The 17557-nt window shown below is 57.1% G+C and carries 15 protein-coding genes and 1 other RNA gene; 4 read left to right on the top strand and 12 right to left on the bottom strand.

Annotated features, from left to right (window positions below; all coding sequences use genetic code 11):
- Positions 1-19: 19 nt before the first annotated feature.
- The 9 genes from ACOSDM_RS14190 to ffs all read right to left on the bottom strand — a co-directional run bounded on the left by ACOSDM_RS14190 (position 20) and on the right by ffs (position 9433).
- A complete protein-coding gene (locus ACOSDM_RS14190) occupies positions 20-217 on the bottom strand; it encodes a hypothetical protein (RefSeq protein WP_420725192.1) in 198 nt (65 codons plus the stop codon).
- Complete coding sequence (locus ACOSDM_RS14195) at positions 214-1260, bottom strand: patatin-like phospholipase family protein (protein WP_420725193.1); 1047 nt, start codon at positions 1258-1260, stop codon at positions 214-216. The genes ACOSDM_RS14190 and ACOSDM_RS14195 overlap by 4 nt, the downstream gene beginning before the upstream one ends.
- A 3-nt stretch (positions 1261-1263) precedes the next feature.
- Positions 1264-3918 carry a DNA mismatch repair protein MutS gene (gene mutS, locus ACOSDM_RS14200; protein ID WP_420725194.1) on the bottom strand — a complete coding sequence of 885 codons (2655 nt, stop codon included), beginning with the start codon at positions 3916-3918 and terminating at the stop codon, positions 1264-1266.
- Between the two features lie 50 nt (positions 3919-3968).
- Complete coding sequence (locus ACOSDM_RS14205) at positions 3969-5426, bottom strand: DUF4139 domain-containing protein (RefSeq protein ID WP_420725195.1); 1458 nt, start codon at positions 5424-5426, stop codon at positions 3969-3971.
- Between the two features lie 2 nt (positions 5427-5428).
- Entirely contained in the window at positions 5429-6157 is a 729-nt protein-coding gene (locus tag ACOSDM_RS14210; RefSeq protein ID WP_420725196.1) for a type 1 glutamine amidotransferase, read from the bottom strand.
- Positions 6158-6172: 15 nt separating this feature from the next.
- The gene (gene recR, locus ACOSDM_RS14215; RefSeq protein ID WP_420725197.1) at positions 6173-6763 is read right to left on the bottom strand and encodes a recombination mediator RecR; all 591 of its coding nucleotides are present in this window, start codon (positions 6761-6763) and stop codon (positions 6173-6175) included.
- A gap of 162 nt (positions 6764-6925) precedes the next feature.
- Complete coding sequence (locus tag ACOSDM_RS14220; RefSeq protein ID WP_420725257.1) at positions 6926-7249, bottom strand: YbaB/EbfC family nucleoid-associated protein; 324 nt, start codon at positions 7247-7249, stop codon at positions 6926-6928.
- Between the two features lie 19 nt (positions 7250-7268).
- Entirely contained in the window at positions 7269-9236 is a 1968-nt protein-coding gene (locus tag ACOSDM_RS14225) for a DNA polymerase III subunit gamma/tau (RefSeq protein WP_420725198.1), read from the bottom strand.
- A gap of 100 nt (positions 9237-9336) precedes the next feature.
- An RNA gene (gene ffs, locus ACOSDM_RS14230) (signal recognition particle sRNA small type) lies at positions 9337-9433 on the bottom strand.
- A gap of 439 nt (positions 9434-9872) precedes the next feature.
- On the opposite strand from ffs, the gene ACOSDM_RS14235 reads away from it, so the two are divergent.
- Positions 9873-10400 carry a PAS domain-containing protein gene (locus ACOSDM_RS14235; RefSeq protein WP_420725199.1) on the top strand — a complete coding sequence of 176 codons (528 nt, stop codon included), beginning with the start codon at positions 9873-9875 and terminating at the stop codon, positions 10398-10400.
- On the opposite strand, the gene ACOSDM_RS14240 is transcribed toward ACOSDM_RS14235, so the two are convergent.
- Complete coding sequence (locus ACOSDM_RS14240; protein ID WP_420725200.1) at positions 10397-11995, bottom strand: 5-guanidino-2-oxopentanoate decarboxylase; 1599 nt, start codon at positions 11993-11995, stop codon at positions 10397-10399. The two genes, ACOSDM_RS14235 and ACOSDM_RS14240, sit on opposite strands and share 4 nt — an antisense overlap.
- A gap of 240 nt (positions 11996-12235) precedes the next feature.
- Between ACOSDM_RS14240 and ACOSDM_RS14245 the strand changes: the two genes are divergently transcribed.
- The 3 genes from ACOSDM_RS14245 (at position 12236) to ACOSDM_RS14255 (ending at position 15164) form a co-directional block, all read left to right on the top strand.
- Positions 12236-14662 carry a GcvT family protein gene (locus tag ACOSDM_RS14245; protein ID WP_420725201.1) on the top strand — a complete coding sequence of 809 codons (2427 nt, stop codon included), beginning with the start codon at positions 12236-12238 and terminating at the stop codon, positions 14660-14662.
- 15 nt (positions 14663-14677) lie between these two features.
- Positions 14678-14842: a hypothetical protein gene (locus tag ACOSDM_RS14250; protein ID WP_420725202.1), complete on the top strand. Its 165-nt coding sequence runs from the start codon at positions 14678-14680 to the stop codon at positions 14840-14842.
- 145 nt (positions 14843-14987) lie between these two features.
- The gene (locus ACOSDM_RS14255; RefSeq protein WP_420725203.1) at positions 14988-15164 is read left to right on the top strand and encodes a YegP family protein; all 177 of its coding nucleotides are present in this window, start codon (positions 14988-14990) and stop codon (positions 15162-15164) included.
- Between the two features lie 171 nt (positions 15165-15335).
- Here ACOSDM_RS14255 and ACOSDM_RS14260 read toward each other — a convergent pair whose 3' ends face one another.
- Together ACOSDM_RS14260 and ACOSDM_RS14265 are read right to left on the bottom strand one after the other, a co-directional pair.
- Positions 15336-16541, bottom strand: a complete 1206-nt coding sequence (locus tag ACOSDM_RS14260; protein WP_420725204.1) for an ABC transporter permease — start codon at positions 16539-16541, stop codon at positions 15336-15338.
- The gene (locus tag ACOSDM_RS14265) at positions 16538-17539 is read right to left on the bottom strand and encodes an ABC transporter permease (protein WP_420725205.1); all 1002 of its coding nucleotides are present in this window, start codon (positions 17537-17539) and stop codon (positions 16538-16540) included. The genes ACOSDM_RS14260 and ACOSDM_RS14265 overlap by 4 nt, the downstream gene beginning before the upstream one ends.
- Between the last annotated feature and the right edge of the window lie 18 nt (positions 17540-17557).

Genomic DNA, 17557 nt, shown 5'->3' on the forward strand with positions numbered 1-17557 from the left:
AGCTCAATTTTCTGGGGTCTTAGGCATTTTTTAAAAGATCATACAGAATGGCGATTGCCACCAGGATCGCCGCTAACCGCAACATGGATCGCAAGGAAAACTGTCGCCAGGCGGACAGGCTGTGGCGATCTGACATTTCCTTGCGGTAATCCTGATACCCCTGCCAGGCGGCTTTTTTAATCGGATGTTGATCCGGCTTTTGCGGATGTTGGTTCATTTGTTCTCCGTTCCCTGGAACAGTCGACGCAGATTGACAGAGGATTTCTTGCCCAGATGCTGTAGATCCTTATCCGCCCATTTCTGAGCGGCGGCCCTTCCCATATCGCGCAGATGTTTCAGGAATGTCCATTCCGTATTCATCTTTGACGAGGCACCCAACGTGTCCAATTCCTGCTCCCCGATGATATGTACGCGTACGGCATTATACTGCTCGTGGCTCAGCCGTCCTTCTTCCAACAGTCTAGCGACGAAATCAATGGCGCGGAACTCTCTCAAAAGGCTTGCATTAAAGGTGATCTCGTTCACCCGATCCATAATCTCCCGTGCGGTCCTAGGTGCGCCTTTTCGATAGACTGGATTGATCTGCACGATTACCACATCGGAACAGCTCTTGGAGTCAAAGAAGGGAAACAGGACCGGATTCCCCATGTAGCCGCCATCCCAATAGGGAACGCCATCGATCTCCACGGCCTGAAACAAGAACGGCAGACAGGCAGACGCCAGCACGACATCCGCATTGATTTCCTTGCCCTTAAACACCTTCACCCGCCCGGTTTCCACATTGGTCGCAGACAGAAACAGCTTGAATTGATGACAGTTCCACACCGCCTCAAAATCAACCTGAGACTCCAGCAACCCCCGCAGCGGGTTCAGGTTCAGGGGGTTGGTTTCATACGGGGAAACAACCCGGCCCATTAAATCGGCCAGGACATAGCCCGGGGAATATTCCAGACTCCAATGCCCCATAAAAACATCCAGCAGGGTGCGCTGAACCGGGCTCCAGCGGCCCAAATCCGCCACCGATTCCCAGAATGTCGCCAAAGCTTCGCGCGCCCCGTCCGGACCCCCCAGATGAAACCCCTGCGCCAGGACGACGGTATTCATGGCACCAGCAGACGTGCCACTGATCGCCTCAATCTTCAGCAGATTATGTTCAAGCAGATAGTCCAACACCCCCCAGGTAAATGCCCCATGCGCCCCACCCCCTTGAAGCGCTAGGTTTGCGGGCTTTGGAGCGGCAGTTCCGGTGGTCTTAGGCATCGCTTACTCCTGTAGCAAGGCGCGCAGGCGATACAGCGCATCCAAGGCTTCTTTGGGGCTCAGGTCATCTGGATTTATCTCCGCCAGGGCAGCGTCACTGGCACTGGGGCCTTTTGCGGCTTTTGCCGGTTGAGCGGGTCGGCTGGCAACGCGGAACAGGGGCAAATCATCGACCAAACGCGTGACGGCGCCGGATTGTTCACCCTTTTCCAGGGCGCTTAAAACCTCTTCCGCCCGAACGATAACAGCGGCAGGCAAGCCGGCCAGCTTCGCCACATGGATGCCATAGGACCGGTCTGCGGCACCGGGGGCAACTTCGTGCAGGAATACGACTTGATTGTCCCATTCCTTGACCCGCATGCAATGCGGGCTGAGCGCGTCCAGTCGTTCCGACAGGGCGGTTAACTCATGATAATGGGTGGCGAACAGGGCGCGTGACTGCGCCGCCTCGTGCAGATGTTCGACACAGGCCCAGGCGATGGACAGGCCATCAAATGTCGCCGTACCGCGCCCGATCTCGTCCAGGATGACCAGAGAGCGCTGTGTTGCCTGATTGAGGATCGTCGCGGTTTCCACCATTTCCACCATAAAGGTGGACCGACCCCGCGCCAGATCATCCGATGCGCCAACCCGGCTGAACAGGCGATCCACAGCCCCGATATGGGCACGGCGGGCCGGCACAAACAGGCCCGCCTGCGCCAGGATGGCGATCAGGGCATTTTGCCGCAGAAAGGTCGATTTACCCGCCATATTCGGCCCGGTGATCAGCCACAGGCGCTGGTCGCGCCCCAGGTCACAGCCATTGGCGACGAAAGAGGCCCCGTCCCCCTGGCTGGCCAGGGCGGCTTCGACCACCGGATGGCGCCCGCCCTCGATGGAGAAGGCCAGAGACCCATCAACCTGTGGACGGCTGTAATCCCGCACGACGGCCAGGTCCGCGCTGGCGGCATATAGGTCCAGCAAGGCCAGAGACCGCGCGGCAGCGGCAATTTCCCGGTCCCTTTTGCGGGCTTCCTCTACCAGATCATCAAAAATTTCCAACTCGACCGCCAGGGCGCGATCGCGCGCCTCAGAAATGTTGCGGGCCAGTTCATTCAACTCAACCGTTGTATAGCGCACCGCATTGGCCATGGATTGCCGATGGATGAAGGGTTCGCCGATTTTTTCCGCATGTTTTACGGTGACTTCCACAAACCAGCCCAACACATTGTTGTGTTTGATGCGCAAGCCATCAACACCGGTATCCTTGCGATATCCAGCCTCAAGATTGGCAATCAGGCGACGGCCTTCCTCACGCAAGGTCACCTGTTCATCCAGATGCGGTGCATAGCCTTGCGCGATGAACCCGCCATCCTTTGCAGACAAGGGCGGTTCCGACTTCAAGGCGCGGGTATAGCGGTCGATCAATACATCATGCCGTCCCATATCCAGCACAGCCTGGGCAATTTCCATGGGCGGCGTTTCTGACCCCAGCAGCGCCTTGATCTTGTTCGTTAAGGCCAACCCATCCCGCAGGGCCAGCAAATCCCTGGGCCCACCGCGCCCAACGATCAGGCGACCCAGTGCCCGTTCCAGGTCTGGGGCGCCCTTCAGGATATCGCGCAGATCATTGCGCAGGGCCTCATTTTCCACAAAGAAACTGACCGCATCCAGCCGGTCCCCAATCCCGCCCGGATCGGTCAGGGGCGCAGACAGGCGCTGCGCCAACAGACGCGCGCCCGGGCCTGTCACGGTGCGATCCACCGCCGCCAACAGGGTTCCCGTCCGGTCCCCGGTCAAACTACGGGTGATTTCCAGATTACGCCTGGTTGCGGGATCGATTTCCAACAAGGCCCCCACCGCCAGACGCATCGGCGGTTCCAGCCGGGGCAGTTTGCCCACCTGCGTCAGATCCAGATATTCAACCAAGGACCCCAATGCTGCCAATTCTGCACGATCAAAATCACCATAGGCATCCAGGGCAGACACCCCAAAGGTATCCTTCAACCGTCGTTCGGCATTGGTGGAATCGAATCTGGAATCCGGTAAGGGCGTCAGGCGATCCCGCCATTCCCGGAACATCTCGTAGAACTGGGAGTCTTCCGCGACCAGCTTCTGGCCCAGAATCAACTCTCCCGGCGCGATCCGTGACAGGGCAGATGCCAGGCCTGCAGCCTCAACAGGCTGACACATTAACTGTCCGGTCGACATGTCACACCATGCCAGGGCATAGCCATCGCCAGCGGTGCGCGCCAGCGCGGCCAGATAATTATGGGATCGGGCATCCAACAGCGTGTCTTCGGTCAGGGTGCCCGGCGTCACGACCCGCACAATGGCCCGGTTGACGACAGATTTCCCACCCCGCTTTTTCGCTTCTGCCGGGTCTTCGGTCTGTTCACAGACCGCGACCCGGTGGCCCTTTTTAATCAGACGCGACAGATAGGTTTCCGCCGCATGCACCGGGACGCCGCACATCGGGATGTCTTCCCCCAGATGCTGGCCCCGCTTTGTTAAGGCGATATCCAGGGACGCCGCAGCCTCTTTCGCATCCTCGAAGAACAGCTCATAAAAATCGCCCATGCGATAGAATAACAGGCAATCGGGATGCGCTTCCTTAATGCCCAGATACTGGGTCATCATCGGGGTCATCTGGACGCTATTGTCTGCCGGTTTGCTCATGGGGCCAGACTAGCGATGTGACGCCTAACGGGAAAGACTTGATCCACCTATTATGGTGTCACGCGCACCGTATAGGTCAGAACCGTTTCCCCCTGTGCCGGAACCGGCACGATCCAACGCACGCTGTCGGCGGCTTTGGCTTCCGGTTCAATCGACGCATCAGAAATTGACCATTTCTGACCATATACTGCGTCGACCAAAGTCACCTCAACAGGCGTGTCGCGACCATTCTTCAGGGTGATTTCATGGGTTGCGCGATAAGGGTCCGGCCGGCGGTCCTGGCCGATCCCTGTTGTCTCATAGGAAACGACCTTACGCGCCGCTGTGACATCAAAGGCCTGGCCCAGGGACAGTTCCGCCGTGGCCCCGATGGGCAGGTGGGATATCGTGTCTTCCCCCAGAATAACCGCTGGCGCGGTCGGGCTGTCTTCAGCCAAAGACCCGTAAACCCGGACTGGCCCGGCAGGCAGAGCCTTGGCCAGGGGTCCATCCTTCCCATTCTTAAAGGACAGGCGCACGCTGGGGCGCAATCCTTCCACCGTGCCGGGTTGTCCCGGATGCACCATACCGCTGCCATCCAGGCGATATTTCATTGTTACCGGCAGGGTAACGGGATTCTGCAGGCTGCGTCGCACTGTCAAATCGCGCGGCAGATCGGTGACGCCGGGCACATCATAAATATGCACATCCCCCAATGTGGCTTCCCTGGGGGGACCGCCCGCGGCTGAATCCTGCGCAACAGACATCATTGCCGCCGGTTGCGCCCGTTGGACCAGCACTTCCTTGCGCATGGGCGCAACACGGTTTGTTTCCCCCGCGACAAGACGCAGAATGGCCTGTGTAAAATCGCGGTCAGTGTCATTGGTGATCAGATAATGCCCGCTTAATGTCAGGCTGGATTGATCCGCATTCAAAACCGCCGTGTAGTCTGCCGACCAGGACAGATTGGGCGTGACATAGCGTATATCGACAGGCTGTTCACCAGACAGGTCCGCTTTCGGTTCCGCCTGAATTTCCAGGCCGCCCGTCATGCCGTCTGGCAGGCGATCCAGGGCCAGGCGACCATTGGGTGGCATTGCCTCGTACCGATCCCCGACCTTCAAAATCAGGCCGCCGTCGACATTAACCAATGTGCCGCGAATCTCGCGTTCCGCACCGGAATCGCCAACTGGCACAAGCCAACTGATTTCCTGACCCACCGACCGCGCCAACAGGCCTTGTGGGGACAGCGTATCCTGGCGAATCGTGATGCTGTTCGCCGGTTCTGTGCCAATCACAATCGACAGGCTGGACATATCCAGGGCTTCTGGCAGATGGGGCAAAGAAACCCGCTGACCTGCCGTACCCAACAAAACACGGCGCTGCTCAGAGACAACCGACAGACCATCGGAATAGACCGATATCTGGGTATCAGCGACCGGGGCCGGAACAGACACGGTTTGGGCATGGGCGGTATGGGCAACCAAGATCAGCCCCAGAAAGGCTGAGCGAGTGGCAAGCTTCTTCATAATCAAAGGATCCCGTTGGCTTTCAAGAAATTCTGGAACAGACGCGGCGCGTCTGGCGTGGGGACATAATGATCCGCGATTGTGGCAGCTTTAGGACCCCAGGACTCGGTCATGCATCGATCCGATGCTTCGGGATGAAACTGCACCGATATCCAGCCCCGACCATAATCCAGCGCACAGTTTGGAATATCTGTTGCGGTCGCCAAAACGACGGCCTGCGGTGGGGCGCTGCTGACATGCTCTTCGTTTCCAAAATTGAACCGGGGGACAACACCATCGAATAAATAGCTGTCCCGACCCGCCTCAGTCAGATTGATCGGCAAGGTGCCAATTGCTGCTTCGCCAGGAAGCCCTTCGACCGTTCCTCCCAGAACCTGGCTCATCAATTGATGACCGCCGCATACACCAAAAACCGGGACCGGATAATCCGCATTGCGTATCGCATACAACCATGCGCGGATTTCATGCTGCCAGGGCAAGTCATCATGGACGGAATGAAAACTGCCCCCAATCACATAAGCATCCCCTTCAGAAGGATGCGGCAGGGGTTCTCCATAGCATATCCGCCGCCCCTCATAGGCGATTTTCTCTAACAGGCCCAAATCCGCCAGCATATGTTCAAACCACAGGATTTCATTATCCCCGCCCGGCTGATTGGCGAAAATGGCGGGATCATAACGACCAGGCGCGCCCATCTGGGCCAGGAAGATCAGTTTCTTTTTGGCTGTCATAAGAACGCAGGTTTCCTATACGGCTTGTCTTGATTTCAGCGCTGTCGCCAGCGTCCCATCATCCAGATAATCCAACTCTCCCCCAACCGGTACCCCATGGGCCAGGCGGCTGACAGACACACCGGATTGTTCCAGCCGTTCCGTGACATAATGCGCCGTGGTCTGCCCATCCACCGTCAGATTGGTCGCCAGGATCACTTCTTTAACCGGGGACTCCGGCCCGACGCGATCCAGCAGTGTGCCGATATTCAAATCTTCCGGCCCGATTCCGTCAATTGCCGACAGAACGCCGCCCAGCACATGATATCGCCCCCGAAAGACGCCTGTACGCTCCAAAGCCCACAGATCGGCGACCTGCTCCACAACACAGATGGTCGCGCTGTCGCGGCCCTGATCTGTGCAGATTGAACAGATCGGGGCTGTGTCCAGATTGCCGCACCGGTTGCAGGTCTGAATTTTCTCGGCCGCATCCGCCAGGGCCACAGCAAGCGGCTGCATCAGGCTTTCCTTGCGCTTGATCAACATCAGCGCGGCCCGCCGGGCAGACCGTGGACCAAGCCCCGGCAATCGTGCCAATAACTGGATAAGCCGTTCTATTTCCTGCATGATTTCCTATTTTAGATTGATCATAAAACTCAATCGAAACCACGATTAGCCCGACATTATGTCACCCCGAACGTGATCCGGGGTCCAGGGCAACTGGCACCCAACGGGCCTGGCTGCTCTGGATTCCCGCTTTCGCAGGAATGACGGAGACTCATCATTCCCTTAAAAAGGTAGCTTCATGCCCGGCGGCAGTTGCAGCCCCCCCATCAATTTCTGGGTTTCGTCCCGCATCCGCTCGTCCGCCTTTGCCTTTGCATCATTCACGGCAGCGACGATCAGATCTTCCATCACTTCTTTTTCCGCAGGATCAACCAGGCTGGGATCAATGTCCAGGCGGCGTAACTCGCCCTTTCCCGTAATCGTGACACTGACCAGTCCACCCCCGGCGCTGCCCTGCATTTCCAGATTTTCCATCTGGGCCTGCATTTCCTGCATGCGCGATTGCATTTCCTGGGCTTGCTTCATCATTGAACCAAGATTCTTCATCATACCCTCATTTCAATGGTTAGAGATCGTCTTCCGGATCAAAAAATTCCGACTCTGTGAAATCTGGGGCATCGGGATCTTCTGGCAAGTCATCGGAACGACCATTCACCCCTGCCGGTCCGTCCAGACCCAAACCGTCCAAGCCAGAGGACAGGTCCGATTCAGCCGCTGTCACGCGGGTGATCTGTGCGCCGGGAAAGGCCTTTTTCACGGCTTGAACCAGCGGATCCTTTTCTGCCCTGTCCCGACGGTCCAGATCAGCCTGAGCCTCCTGCTCCGCCAGAGTGATCGCGCCTTCCTGATTGGAAATACTGACCACCCAGCGCGTGCCGGTCCAATCGCTCAGCATTTTTCCGATCTGCCCGTGCAGATCTGACGGAGCATTGCGGCCCGGCCGAAATTCCAGGCGCCCCGGTTCGAAATGCACCAAATGAACGTCGCGCTTTAGATTGCTGGCCAGAATGCCCTTTCGCTTTTCTTCAAACAGCGCGACGACATCCAGAAATGTCTTTGGCAAAGCTGTATCAGCCTGTTGCGCGGATATCGCAGGGCTTCCCTGTTCCTGTGCCACCGCCGCAGTGCCCCGCCCGCCCCGAATGAGGGTTGGTTGCATCATCGCAGAGGTGCCCCCACCGGAGCCCCCCCCACCGGAGCCGCCTGACCCCCCACCAGCACCAGAGCCCGGCTGGAAATCCTTCAATTTGGCAACCAGATCACCAGGCGTCGGCATATCCGCCACATGGATCAAACGGATCAGCACCATTTCCGCCGCCTGGATCGCAGAGGGGGCCGCGCGCACCTCTCCCAATCCTTTTAACAACATCTGCCAAGCGCGCGCCAACACCGGCAGCGACAGGCGCTGGGCCATATCCTTGCCTCTTGTGCGTTCCAGTTCTGCCGTGGTCGGCCGGTCCAGGGCTTCTGGCACCAGTATGGCCCGCGTCAGAAAATGCGTGATATCCAACAGGTCTTCGATCACAACGACGGGATCAGCGCCAACGCCATATAGTTCGTCCAGCAAAGCCAGCGCCGTCTTGGCATCGCCCTGAATTGTCGCGTCAAACAGATCATATATTCTGCCACGATCTGCCAAGCCCAGCATGTCGCGAACCTGTTCCGTCGAAACAGACCCCGCGCTGAGTGCAATCGCCTGATCCAGGATCGACAAGCCATCCCGCACCGACCCGTCTGCTGCGCGTGCAATCATGCCCAGCGCGTCGGGTTCAATCGTCACGCCTTCTTTCTGGGATACGCCCTTAAAATGCGCCGCCAACTGATCCACCGGCACCCGGCGCAGATCAAAGCGCTGACAGCGAGACAGAACGGTGACCGGCACTTTTCTGATTTCTGTCGTCGCGAAGACAAATTTCACATGCTCTGGCGGCTCTTCCAATGTCTTCAACAACGCGTTGAACGCGTTCTTGGACAACATGTGAACCTCATCCAGCACATAGACTTTATAGCGGGCAGAGACCGGGCGATAGCGCACCCCGTCGATCAGTTCACGAATATCATCCACACCCGTGCGCGACGCCGCATCCATTTCTATGACATCAACATGGCGGTCTTCGGCAATCCCGACACAATGCTGACACACGCCACAGGGATGCACGGTTGGGCCCCCAGTGCCATCGGGACCGATGCAGTTCAGCGCCTTGGCAACGATGCGCGCTGTTGTCGTTTTGCCCACGCCGCGCACACCAGTCAGCATAAAGGCCTGGGCAATCCGCCCCGCCTCAATCGCATTGGTCAGGGTGCGGACCAGGGCTTCCTGTCCGATCAGTTCATCAAAATTTGACGGGCGGTATTTCCGCGCCAGCACGCGATAGGCCTTGCTGTCGGCCTTTTGCGGCGCAGCCGGTGTCACAGCCCCTGTTGAGGGGCCCCCAATTGATTGGGTCACAGGTTGGGGCGGCTCATCCAGACCCAGGCCAGGACCGGGGGGAGGCGCGTCGGTTTCGAAGGGTGGGTCGTCATCATCGCTCATACCCCCATCATCGCAAGGCGACGGGTTGCGCACAACCGCCAAAACCGCTTCAGCGGCTTTGTGAAATCAACTTTTTTGACTTGAATTCGGGAGAGAAGGCGGAAGACCGACGTTAAGCGACCCGGGCGAAAATCTCGTTGCGGCTGCTTCCTTCCGGACCTGACCGGGTTGGCGAGGCGCCCGTCCACCGTCGGCCTTCCTGCCGCCTTATATCGGCGCAAGGGGCGGGAATGCAAGAAAATTCCCAAATTGAGACCAAGATGAGGAGGAACAAGCATGCATGGCCAATCGAGCCAATCTTCGGATCGACGACATATACTGATTTGTAATTCTCAACTTTCCTGGGACACTTTTGTGTAACGCGTTGAAAAACCACATTCTGATCTTTTTTGTTACTGATCCCAAGCCCGACCCGCGATCCTGGCGGATATGGACCTTTGGCGCGTTCGGCACTGAAAACAGGTCATGCTCGGCATGACGGATTGGGCGTGAAGCAGGTGCTGTTTGACCATATTTCCCATACCCATCAAACTTCTCTAAATTGCGAATGAAAACGCCACTTAAATATACATTCATGAAAGTTATGGGCTATATGAGGATTCGTGGCTCGCTCAGGGTGACTTTTAAGGATTCAGTATGCCAACAGTGCTTGAGTTAACACAAATGCCGGGGTTCAAAGAAGTCGTTTCATTTGTCGACAATGAAACCGCCCTTGGCGACCCTCAATACATAAAAATCAAGAAGGCTTTTGATTTCTGGCAGTCATTACGGGAACATGGGCTTCCGTCCAGATCCCAAATTGATCCTGTCGCGCTGGGTGCAGACATCCTGCCGCATGTCGTCCTTATCGACGTAATTGATAATGGAAAAGACTACTGTTGGCGCCTATTCGGATCGCGCCACGAAGTAGAGCATGGCGTTAATCTTAAGGGTAAAACCCTCTCCGAGATTTCTAAAAAGGATGACGTTTCGGTGCAGTTCAAGATTCTTCTAGACGCCACCATAAACAATGGCTGTGCACGGTTTTTTAAAATCTCTTATTCAAACAGCAACGATGTTACGCGAACCGCGGTCGGGGCCATGATGCCGCTTTGGAGTGAGGGCCCAACCCCTTCAGGCTTGTTTGGTGTGGCAGATTGGATTGCTCCACCTGTTTCCTCCTAAAGCCCCTCAATGCCATCCTGGACTTCGATCAATGTCGGGCCCTTGGCGGCAAAAGCGGCTTTCAGGGCGCTGCTGATTTCTGAAACCTTGCCGGGTTTGGTATAGGACCAGCGGAACGCCTTTGCCAGATATTCGAATTCGGGCGGTTCTGGTGTGACGCCAACAGTGCGGATATTGCGGTTGACCATATCGTCGCGGATTTGCCCCAAAGCCCGATTGTTCCAGACCAGGGCGACAATATTCAGCCCCTCTTCTGCTGCGACTGCCATTTCTGGGGCCGTGTATAAAAACCCGCTATCGCCTGCGATCGCCAGAACGGTACGATCCGGTGCGCCAATCTTGGCCCCAATGGCCGCAGGCAACGCATATCCCAGCGTGCCATAGCCCGATGGATACAGGAATCTTCCCCCTTTGGGGATTTTGAAGTGATTGATCGCGGAATAGATCACCTGGGTCATGTCACCGACCAGTATGGATCCTTCCGGCAGAACAGCTTCGATTTCATCCAGCACCGCATGATGTTTCTTTTCCAGATGCGGCAGGAAGCCCGTGGATGGACGCCCTTTATACGCCAGTACCCGCCCGGCCCCGTCACGCTCGCCCCCCATAGGGCCCAATGCGTTTAACAAAGAATCCGCTGCCAGCGCAGCATCCGCCCGAATGGCGACCGTGGCAGGGTGACGGGCATCGAACTCCGCCGCATCAATATCGATACGGATCAATTTTCCAGGCAGAGTGACCACATCGCTGTAGCTGTTATTGGGCGACAGTTCCGTGCCGATTGCCAGAATAACATCGGCATCTGCCAGAATTTCATCCCCGATGGAAGAAACCAACAGGCCCCCAAGCGAAAGCGGGTGATCATTCGGCACGATATCGCGCCCCAGAATGGTTCCCAGAATTGGGCAGTCCAGGCGTTCTGCCAGCGCCAAAACCTGATGCGCGGCACCCCGCGCGCCGCCCCCGATCAGGATCAAGGGGCGGTCGGCCTGTTCCAGCAGCATCGCGGCTTCTTCAATTACCTCGGACTCCGCCTCAGGTTTCGATGCGGCGGGATGGGGGCTCCATTGCAGCCGTGTCCGTTCAGCCAGCATATCCAAGGGCAGTGATAAATGGACGGGCCGGGGGCGCTTGCTTTCAAACACATCAAAGGCCCTGGCCACCAGACCAGGCACTTCTTCAGGATCTGTCGGGGTTTCAGAAAAGGCACAAAGGGGGCGCGTCACAGCGGACTGATCGGTGATTTCGTGCAGACAGCCAATGCCCTTGCCCAGCGTGTCGCGGGTATTTTCGCTGCTGACGATCAACAGAGGCACGCTGTCACTGAACGCCTGACCCATCGGGGTGGCGCAATTTGTAACCCCCGCGCCGGTGATCAGGAAGCACACGCCCGGCTTACCGGTCACCCTGGCATAGCCATCCGCCATGAATCCGGCACCTTGCTCATGCCGGGGCAGGACGTGACGGATCGTGCTGCCCGCAAACCCCCGATACAGTTCCAGATTATGCACGCCAGGAATGCCAAAGACCGTGTCGACGCTGTAATCTTCCAACAGTCGTACAAACGCCTCGCCGCATGTTGGTCTGAATTGCATGATACCCCCCGCGTTTTTTTGATCTGTTACCTTAGACCGTGAAACCATTCCTTTCCAAGCCTGTTTGCGCCGGAACTGCTCGCATAGGGGACGCCATGACCGTCGATGAATTGATTTCAGCAGCCTGTGAAAGAATTTATGAAATACAAGGTGTTACCCTGATCCCTGTTAATTCTTGTCAATATTAGGCACCGCTTTTAGGCTGACAGCAACAGTGGGTCGCAAAGGGATCGGATCGGCATGAAAGAACACGCGCGCGTCGTCATCATCGGGGGCGGGATGATGGGCTGTGGCCTGCTGTATCATCTTGCGCAAGAAGGCTGGACAGACAGCCTGTTGATTGAAAAGGGGGAGCTGACATCCGGCTCTACCTGGCATGCGGCGGGTCAATGTCCCAGCTTCATCGCTGATTACAACATGGCGAAAATCCATCATTATGGAAATACGCTGTATCCCAAACTGGAAGCGATGACAGGGCAATATGTCTCCTGGCATGGCTGCGGCGGGCTACGCTTCGCCACCAATCGGGCGGAGATGGATTATTTCAAGAAAGTTGAAGGAACGGCCAAGCTGATCGGGTTCCGCATGCAGGTTATCGGCCCCGATGAGATCAAGGCGATCAACCCCCATGTCGATACGACCGGTGTTCTGGCGGCTGCCTGGACGCTGGATGACGGCCATGTTGACCCGGCGGGCTGTTGCAATGCGCTGGCAAAAGGCGCGCGCGATAGGGGCGCAGAGATTGAACGCCGTAACCGCGTGCTGAATGTCGTGCAATTGCCCAGCGGCGAATGGCAGGTCGTGACTGAAAAGGGCACTGTCACCTGTGAACATGTGGTCAATGCCGGGGGCTGTTATGCGCGGCTGATCAATCAATGGGTCGGGTCCGATGTGCCGATCACCAATATGAAGCACCATTACATCGTCACCGAGCCGATCCAGCAATTCATCGACGCTGATGTTGAAATGCCGGTGATGCGCGACCCCTATCCATCCGCCTATTATCGGCAGGAGCAAAAATCAGGCCTGATCGGCATTTATGAGACCGAGGGATCCCAGGAAGCCTGGGCGGATCGGGGTGGCTATCCGGAATGGGACAGCGAGAATGAATTGTTTACCGATGAATTAGACCGCATCAGCCCCTGGGTGGAACGAACCCTGGAACGCATGCCGATCTGGGGCGAAAGCGGCATCAAGCGCATCGTCCACGGCGCCATTCCCCATACGCCAGACGCCAATCCTCTGTTGGGTCCAACGGCGGGCCTGCGCAATTTCTGGCAATGCTGTGGCTCGTCTATCGGCATTGCCCAGGGGGCGGGCTGTGGCAAGTATCTGGCGCAATGGATCGTGCATGGCCAAAGTGAGATCAACATGGCGGGCCTGGACCCACGCCGCTTTGGCCGCTGGGCAGATTCAGATTATGTCCGGGCGCGCTCCATTGAAGATTATGAACATATGTATGCCCTGCATCTGCCCGGCGAAGAACGCCCGGCCGGGCGCGGCAAGCGCAAATCCAGCCTGTATGATATTCTGGCGGCCGCGGGTGGCCTGTACACCACCGCTTCGGGCTGGGAGCGGGTAAAGTATTACGCGCTGGACGGTCAGGACGAAGAACCGGGCTTCCGCCACAACAACGCCTTCGATGCCGTGGCGAAAGAATGCCGCCTCGTCTCCGAAGGCGTGGCACTTGCCGACCTGTCTTCCTTTGCCAAATTCGATGTCAGCGGCCCCGATGCCCCGGCGATGCTGGAGCGGGTTTTTGCCAACCGCATGCCACAGAAAATCGGCGGAATCGCATTGGCTCATATGCTGAATGACGATGGGGCGATCGAAGGCGAAGCAACGGTCACGCGGCTGGGCAGGCATGCCTATTACATCCTGTCCGCTGCGGCTGCTGAGGACCGCGATTTCGATTGGCTGGCCCAGCATATCCAAGAAGGTGAAGACGTCACCGTCACCAATGTTTCCCAGACCTATGGCAATCTGGTTCTGGCGGGGCCAAAGGCACGGGATGTGCTGTCCCAGGTGACGCGCGCAGATTTATCCAATGAAGCCTTCCGCTGGCTGACAGCCCAGGAACTTACCATTGCAGGGGCGACGGTCCGGGCATTGCGGGTCAACTATATCGGCGAATTGGGCTGGGAACTGCACTGCCCCATGGCGGCGATGCCTGCGGTCTATGAGGCCCTGATGAAGGCGGGCTGCACCTATGGCATCGGGCATTTCGGCACCTATGCCGTCAACGCCATGCGTATGGAAAAGGCTTATCGCGGCTGGGGGTCGGAACTGACCAATGAAATCACCCCCATTGAGGCCGACATCGAACGCTTTGTGAAGTTTGATAAGGATTTCATCGGCAAGGCCGCGACCTTGCAGCGCAAACAGGACGGTGCTCAGGGACAGATCATCTATCTGGAAGTCGAGCCCGGCGACAGCGACACGACCGGTGGCGAAGCCATCACCGTGGGAGAGGGTCAAGTCATCGGCCTGACCACATCGGGCGGCTATGGCCACCGCGTGGGCAAAAGCCTCGCCTTCGCCTATGTTCAGCCCGCCTATGCAAAGCCTGGCACAGACATGACGGTCTGGATCCTGGGTGAACCCCGCAAGGCCAAGGTGCTGGCGGAACCGGTTTACGATGCAGGGAATGCAACCCTGAAGACCTAACGCCCAAGAATTGTCATGCCGGACTTGATCCGGCATCCAGAGCCACCCGCCCCACTCTATACCTGCCGCCCCTGGACCCCGGATCAAGTCCGGGGTGACGGGCCTGAGCCGGCATCCAGGGCCAATCGTGCGACTTTCTATTTCTGTGGCCTGACTATCAATCTGCGCGGGCCTTTATGACAAAAAGTTCAACACTTTTTGACCCTAGAAGTAGCAAAGTGAATTTTATTAAATTTTAGCTATTGTTTGTCGAAAATCCCTTCCCCATCTGACAAATCCGGAGCAATTCCGCGACCGGTCAGAAGCAGTATTAGGAGGCCAGATCATGGCTGGGAAGTTTGAGATTTATAAAGACAAAGCGGGTGAATTTCGGTTCCGGCTTAAAGTCGGCGCAGAGATCATTGCGGCGAGCGAAGGGTACACAACCAAGCAAAACTGCAAGAATGGCATTGAATCCGTGAAGAAAAATGCGCCTGACGCAGAAGTTGTCGATTTGACCTAAGGCTGATGCGTAACACAGGCACAGCCTCTGGCGGCGCCATGTCGGGGCGATCCGGGATCCATGGCATTCAAGCCCTATGCGCTTGAGGCTCTGGACCCCGGATCACGTCCGGGGTGACGGGAAAATGGTGACGGGAAAATCGGTGACGGGGACAGAGTTTGCAAGATTTCCCTACTTATACGGATCCGCCGCGTCTCTTAAACCATCGCCCAAGAACTGGAAGGCCAGTACGACCAGGATGACCGGGGCGGCGGGCCAGAGGAGCCAGGGGTAGAGGGCGACCGCGTTGAAGTTTTGCGCTTCGTTCAACAGCACGCCCCAACTGGTGATGGGGGGTTTCAGACCCAATCCTAGGAAACTGAGTGCGGTTTCGCCCAGGATCATGCTGGGCACGGCCAGCGTTACCGACGCGATCAGGTGGCTGGTGAAACTGGGCAGCAGATGCTTGCCGATGATGCGGGTCGGCGTGGCCCCCATCAACTGCGCGGCGACGGCGAAATCCTCTTCCCGCAGGGCCAGCAGTTTGGAGCGCACAGCGCGCGCCAATCCCGGCCAATCCAGCAGGCCCAGAATGACGGTAATCCCCAAGAACACCACGATGGGTGACCAGTTGACCGGCATGGCCGCAGACAGGGCCATCCAGAGCGGCAATGAGGGGAAGGAGCGGATCACCTCAATCACGCGCTGGACACACCAATCCACCATGCCCCCGAAATAGCCCGCCATACCGCCAAGCGTAATGCCCAGAACGAAACTGATCGTCACCCCGATCAGCCCGACCGTCAGCGAGATACGCGCGCCCTGAATGATGCGGGACTGGATATCCCGGCCCAGCCGGTCGGTTCCCAGAAAGAAGAACTGACCCCCGGCGGCCGGACAGACCAGGTGGAAATTGCTTTCAAACAGACCCCAGAATTCATAGGTCGACCCGGCATAATCATCACTGGTGCACAGAAAGCGCAGTTTCTGAGGGTTGCTGGTATCTTCCGTATAGTCCCAGCGCAATTCCTCCATATTCAGTTTCACATCATAGGGATAGACATAAGGCCCGATGAGGCTGCCGTCATGAAACAGGCGCACTTCCTGCGGCGGGGCATAGATGAAATCCGTATGCCGGTGGGTGAAACTGTAGGGCGCGATCACCTCTGATATCAGGATCGAGGCATAAACCAGAATCAGATAAATCCCGCTCCACAGCGCCAGCTTATGGCGGCGGAACTTCAGCCACATCAACCGCCATTGGGAGGATAGATAATATTTCTCCTGCTCTGGCGTCAGCAGCGTTGCGGCCTGGGCATCAAACGGGGCCTGGCTGACAAAATGATCCAGCGGTTCCGACTTGCGGGCGTCTGGCGTGTTTGCAGTGCTATCGCTCATTTCGTTGCCTCCGCACCCAGGCGTATTCGGGGATCCAGCACCGCCAGCGCCAGATCAGACAGCAAATTCCCCAGCACGGTCAGCAAGGCCAACACCATCAAAAAGGACCCCGCCAGATACATATCCTGAGTCTCCAAAGCCCGCAGCAGCATCGGCCCAGTGGTTTCCAGACTCAAAACGATAGAAACAATGGCAGAGCCTGAAATGATCTCAGGCAGAATATTGCCGATATCCGCGATGAAGGGATTGAGCGCCATGCGCAAGGGATATTTAAACAGGGCCTTGCGGGGCGATACGCCCTTGGCCCGCGCGGTGACGACATATTGCTTGTGCAATTCATCCAGCAGATTAGCCCGCAAACGACGGATCATGCCCGCCGTACCCGATGTACCGATCACGATGACGGGCACCCACAGATGCTGTAACACGCTGACAAATTTTTCCCAGCTCATCGGGGCATCGCGCAATTCATCATCAACCAGCCCGCCAATCGACGCGCCGGTCCATTGATTGGCCAGATACATCAACACCAGTGCCAACAGGAAGTTGGGCGTTGCAAGCCCGATAAACCCCACCAGGGTCAAGGCATAATCGCCTGGAGAATACTGATTTACCGCCGAATACACCCCGATGGGGAAGGCCACGATGTAAACGAAAATGATGGTGACAAAGGAGACCAGAATGGTCAGGAACATGCGGTCGCCCACGACATCAGCCACCGGCAGCTCATATTCAAAGGAATAGCCCATATTGCCTTCCAGCAATATCCCCTTCATCCACAGCAGATATTGCTTCCACATCGGCTCGCCAAAACCGTAATTCTCGCGATAGAAGGCCAGAACCTCCTCACCGATCTGCTCTCCGCGATCCTGATATTCCTGAATCAGCGTGGTCAGATAGTCCCCAGGGGGCAATTGAATGATGATGAAGACCAGAATGCTGATGATCAGCAAGGTCGGTATCATCACCAGAAGGCGACGGACGATGTAATCCAACATAATACGAACTTCCCCCAA

Origin of the sequence: Hwanghaeella sp. LZ110, from assembly GCF_048892525.1 — a bacterium.
Lineage (GTDB): Bacteria > Pseudomonadota > Alphaproteobacteria > UBA8366 > Aestuariispiraceae > Pacificispira.

What these genes read in the sequence shown, in the direction of transcription:
- ACOSDM_RS14190 (WP_420725192.1), bottom strand. Translation starts at nt 217, where the DNA reads ATGAACCAACATCCGCAAAAGCCGGATCAACATCCGATTAAAAAAGCC.
- ACOSDM_RS14195 (WP_420725193.1), bottom strand. Translation starts at nt 1,260, where the DNA reads ATGCCTAAGACCACCGGAACTGCCGCTCCAAAGCCCGCAAACCTAGCG.
- mutS (WP_420725194.1), bottom strand. Translation starts at nt 3,918, where the DNA reads ATGAGCAAACCGGCAGACAATAGCGTCCAGATGACCCCGATGATGACC.
- ACOSDM_RS14205 (WP_420725195.1), bottom strand. Translation starts at nt 5,426, where the DNA reads ATGAAGAAGCTTGCCACTCGCTCAGCCTTTCTGGGGCTGATCTTGGTT.
- ACOSDM_RS14210 (WP_420725196.1), bottom strand. Translation starts at nt 6,157, where the DNA reads ATGACAGCCAAAAAGAAACTGATCTTCCTGGCCCAGATGGGCGCGCCT.
- recR (WP_420725197.1), bottom strand. Translation starts at nt 6,763, where the DNA reads ATGCAGGAAATAGAACGGCTTATCCAGTTATTGGCACGATTGCCGGGG.
- ACOSDM_RS14220 (WP_420725257.1), bottom strand. Translation starts at nt 7,249, where the DNA reads ATGAAGAATCTTGGTTCAATGATGAAGCAAGCCCAGGAAATGCAATCG.
- ACOSDM_RS14225 (WP_420725198.1), bottom strand. Translation starts at nt 9,236, where the DNA reads ATGAGCGATGATGACGACCCACCCTTCGAAACCGACGCGCCTCCCCCC.
- ACOSDM_RS14235 (WP_420725199.1), top strand. Translation starts at nt 9,873, where the DNA reads ATGCCAACAGTGCTTGAGTTAACACAAATGCCGGGGTTCAAAGAAGTC.
- ACOSDM_RS14240 (WP_420725200.1), bottom strand. Translation starts at nt 11,995, where the DNA reads ATGCAATTCAGACCAACATGCGGCGAGGCGTTTGTACGACTGTTGGAA.
- ACOSDM_RS14245 (WP_420725201.1), top strand. Translation starts at nt 12,236, where the DNA reads ATGAAAGAACACGCGCGCGTCGTCATCATCGGGGGCGGGATGATGGGC.
- ACOSDM_RS14250 (WP_420725202.1), top strand. Translation starts at nt 14,678, where the DNA reads ATGCCGGACTTGATCCGGCATCCAGAGCCACCCGCCCCACTCTATACC.
- ACOSDM_RS14255 (WP_420725203.1), top strand. Translation starts at nt 14,988, where the DNA reads ATGGCTGGGAAGTTTGAGATTTATAAAGACAAAGCGGGTGAATTTCGG.
- ACOSDM_RS14260 (WP_420725204.1), bottom strand. Translation starts at nt 16,541, where the DNA reads ATGAGCGATAGCACTGCAAACACGCCAGACGCCCGCAAGTCGGAACCG.
- ACOSDM_RS14265 (WP_420725205.1), bottom strand. Translation starts at nt 17,539, where the DNA reads ATGTTGGATTACATCGTCCGTCGCCTTCTGGTGATGATACCGACCTTG.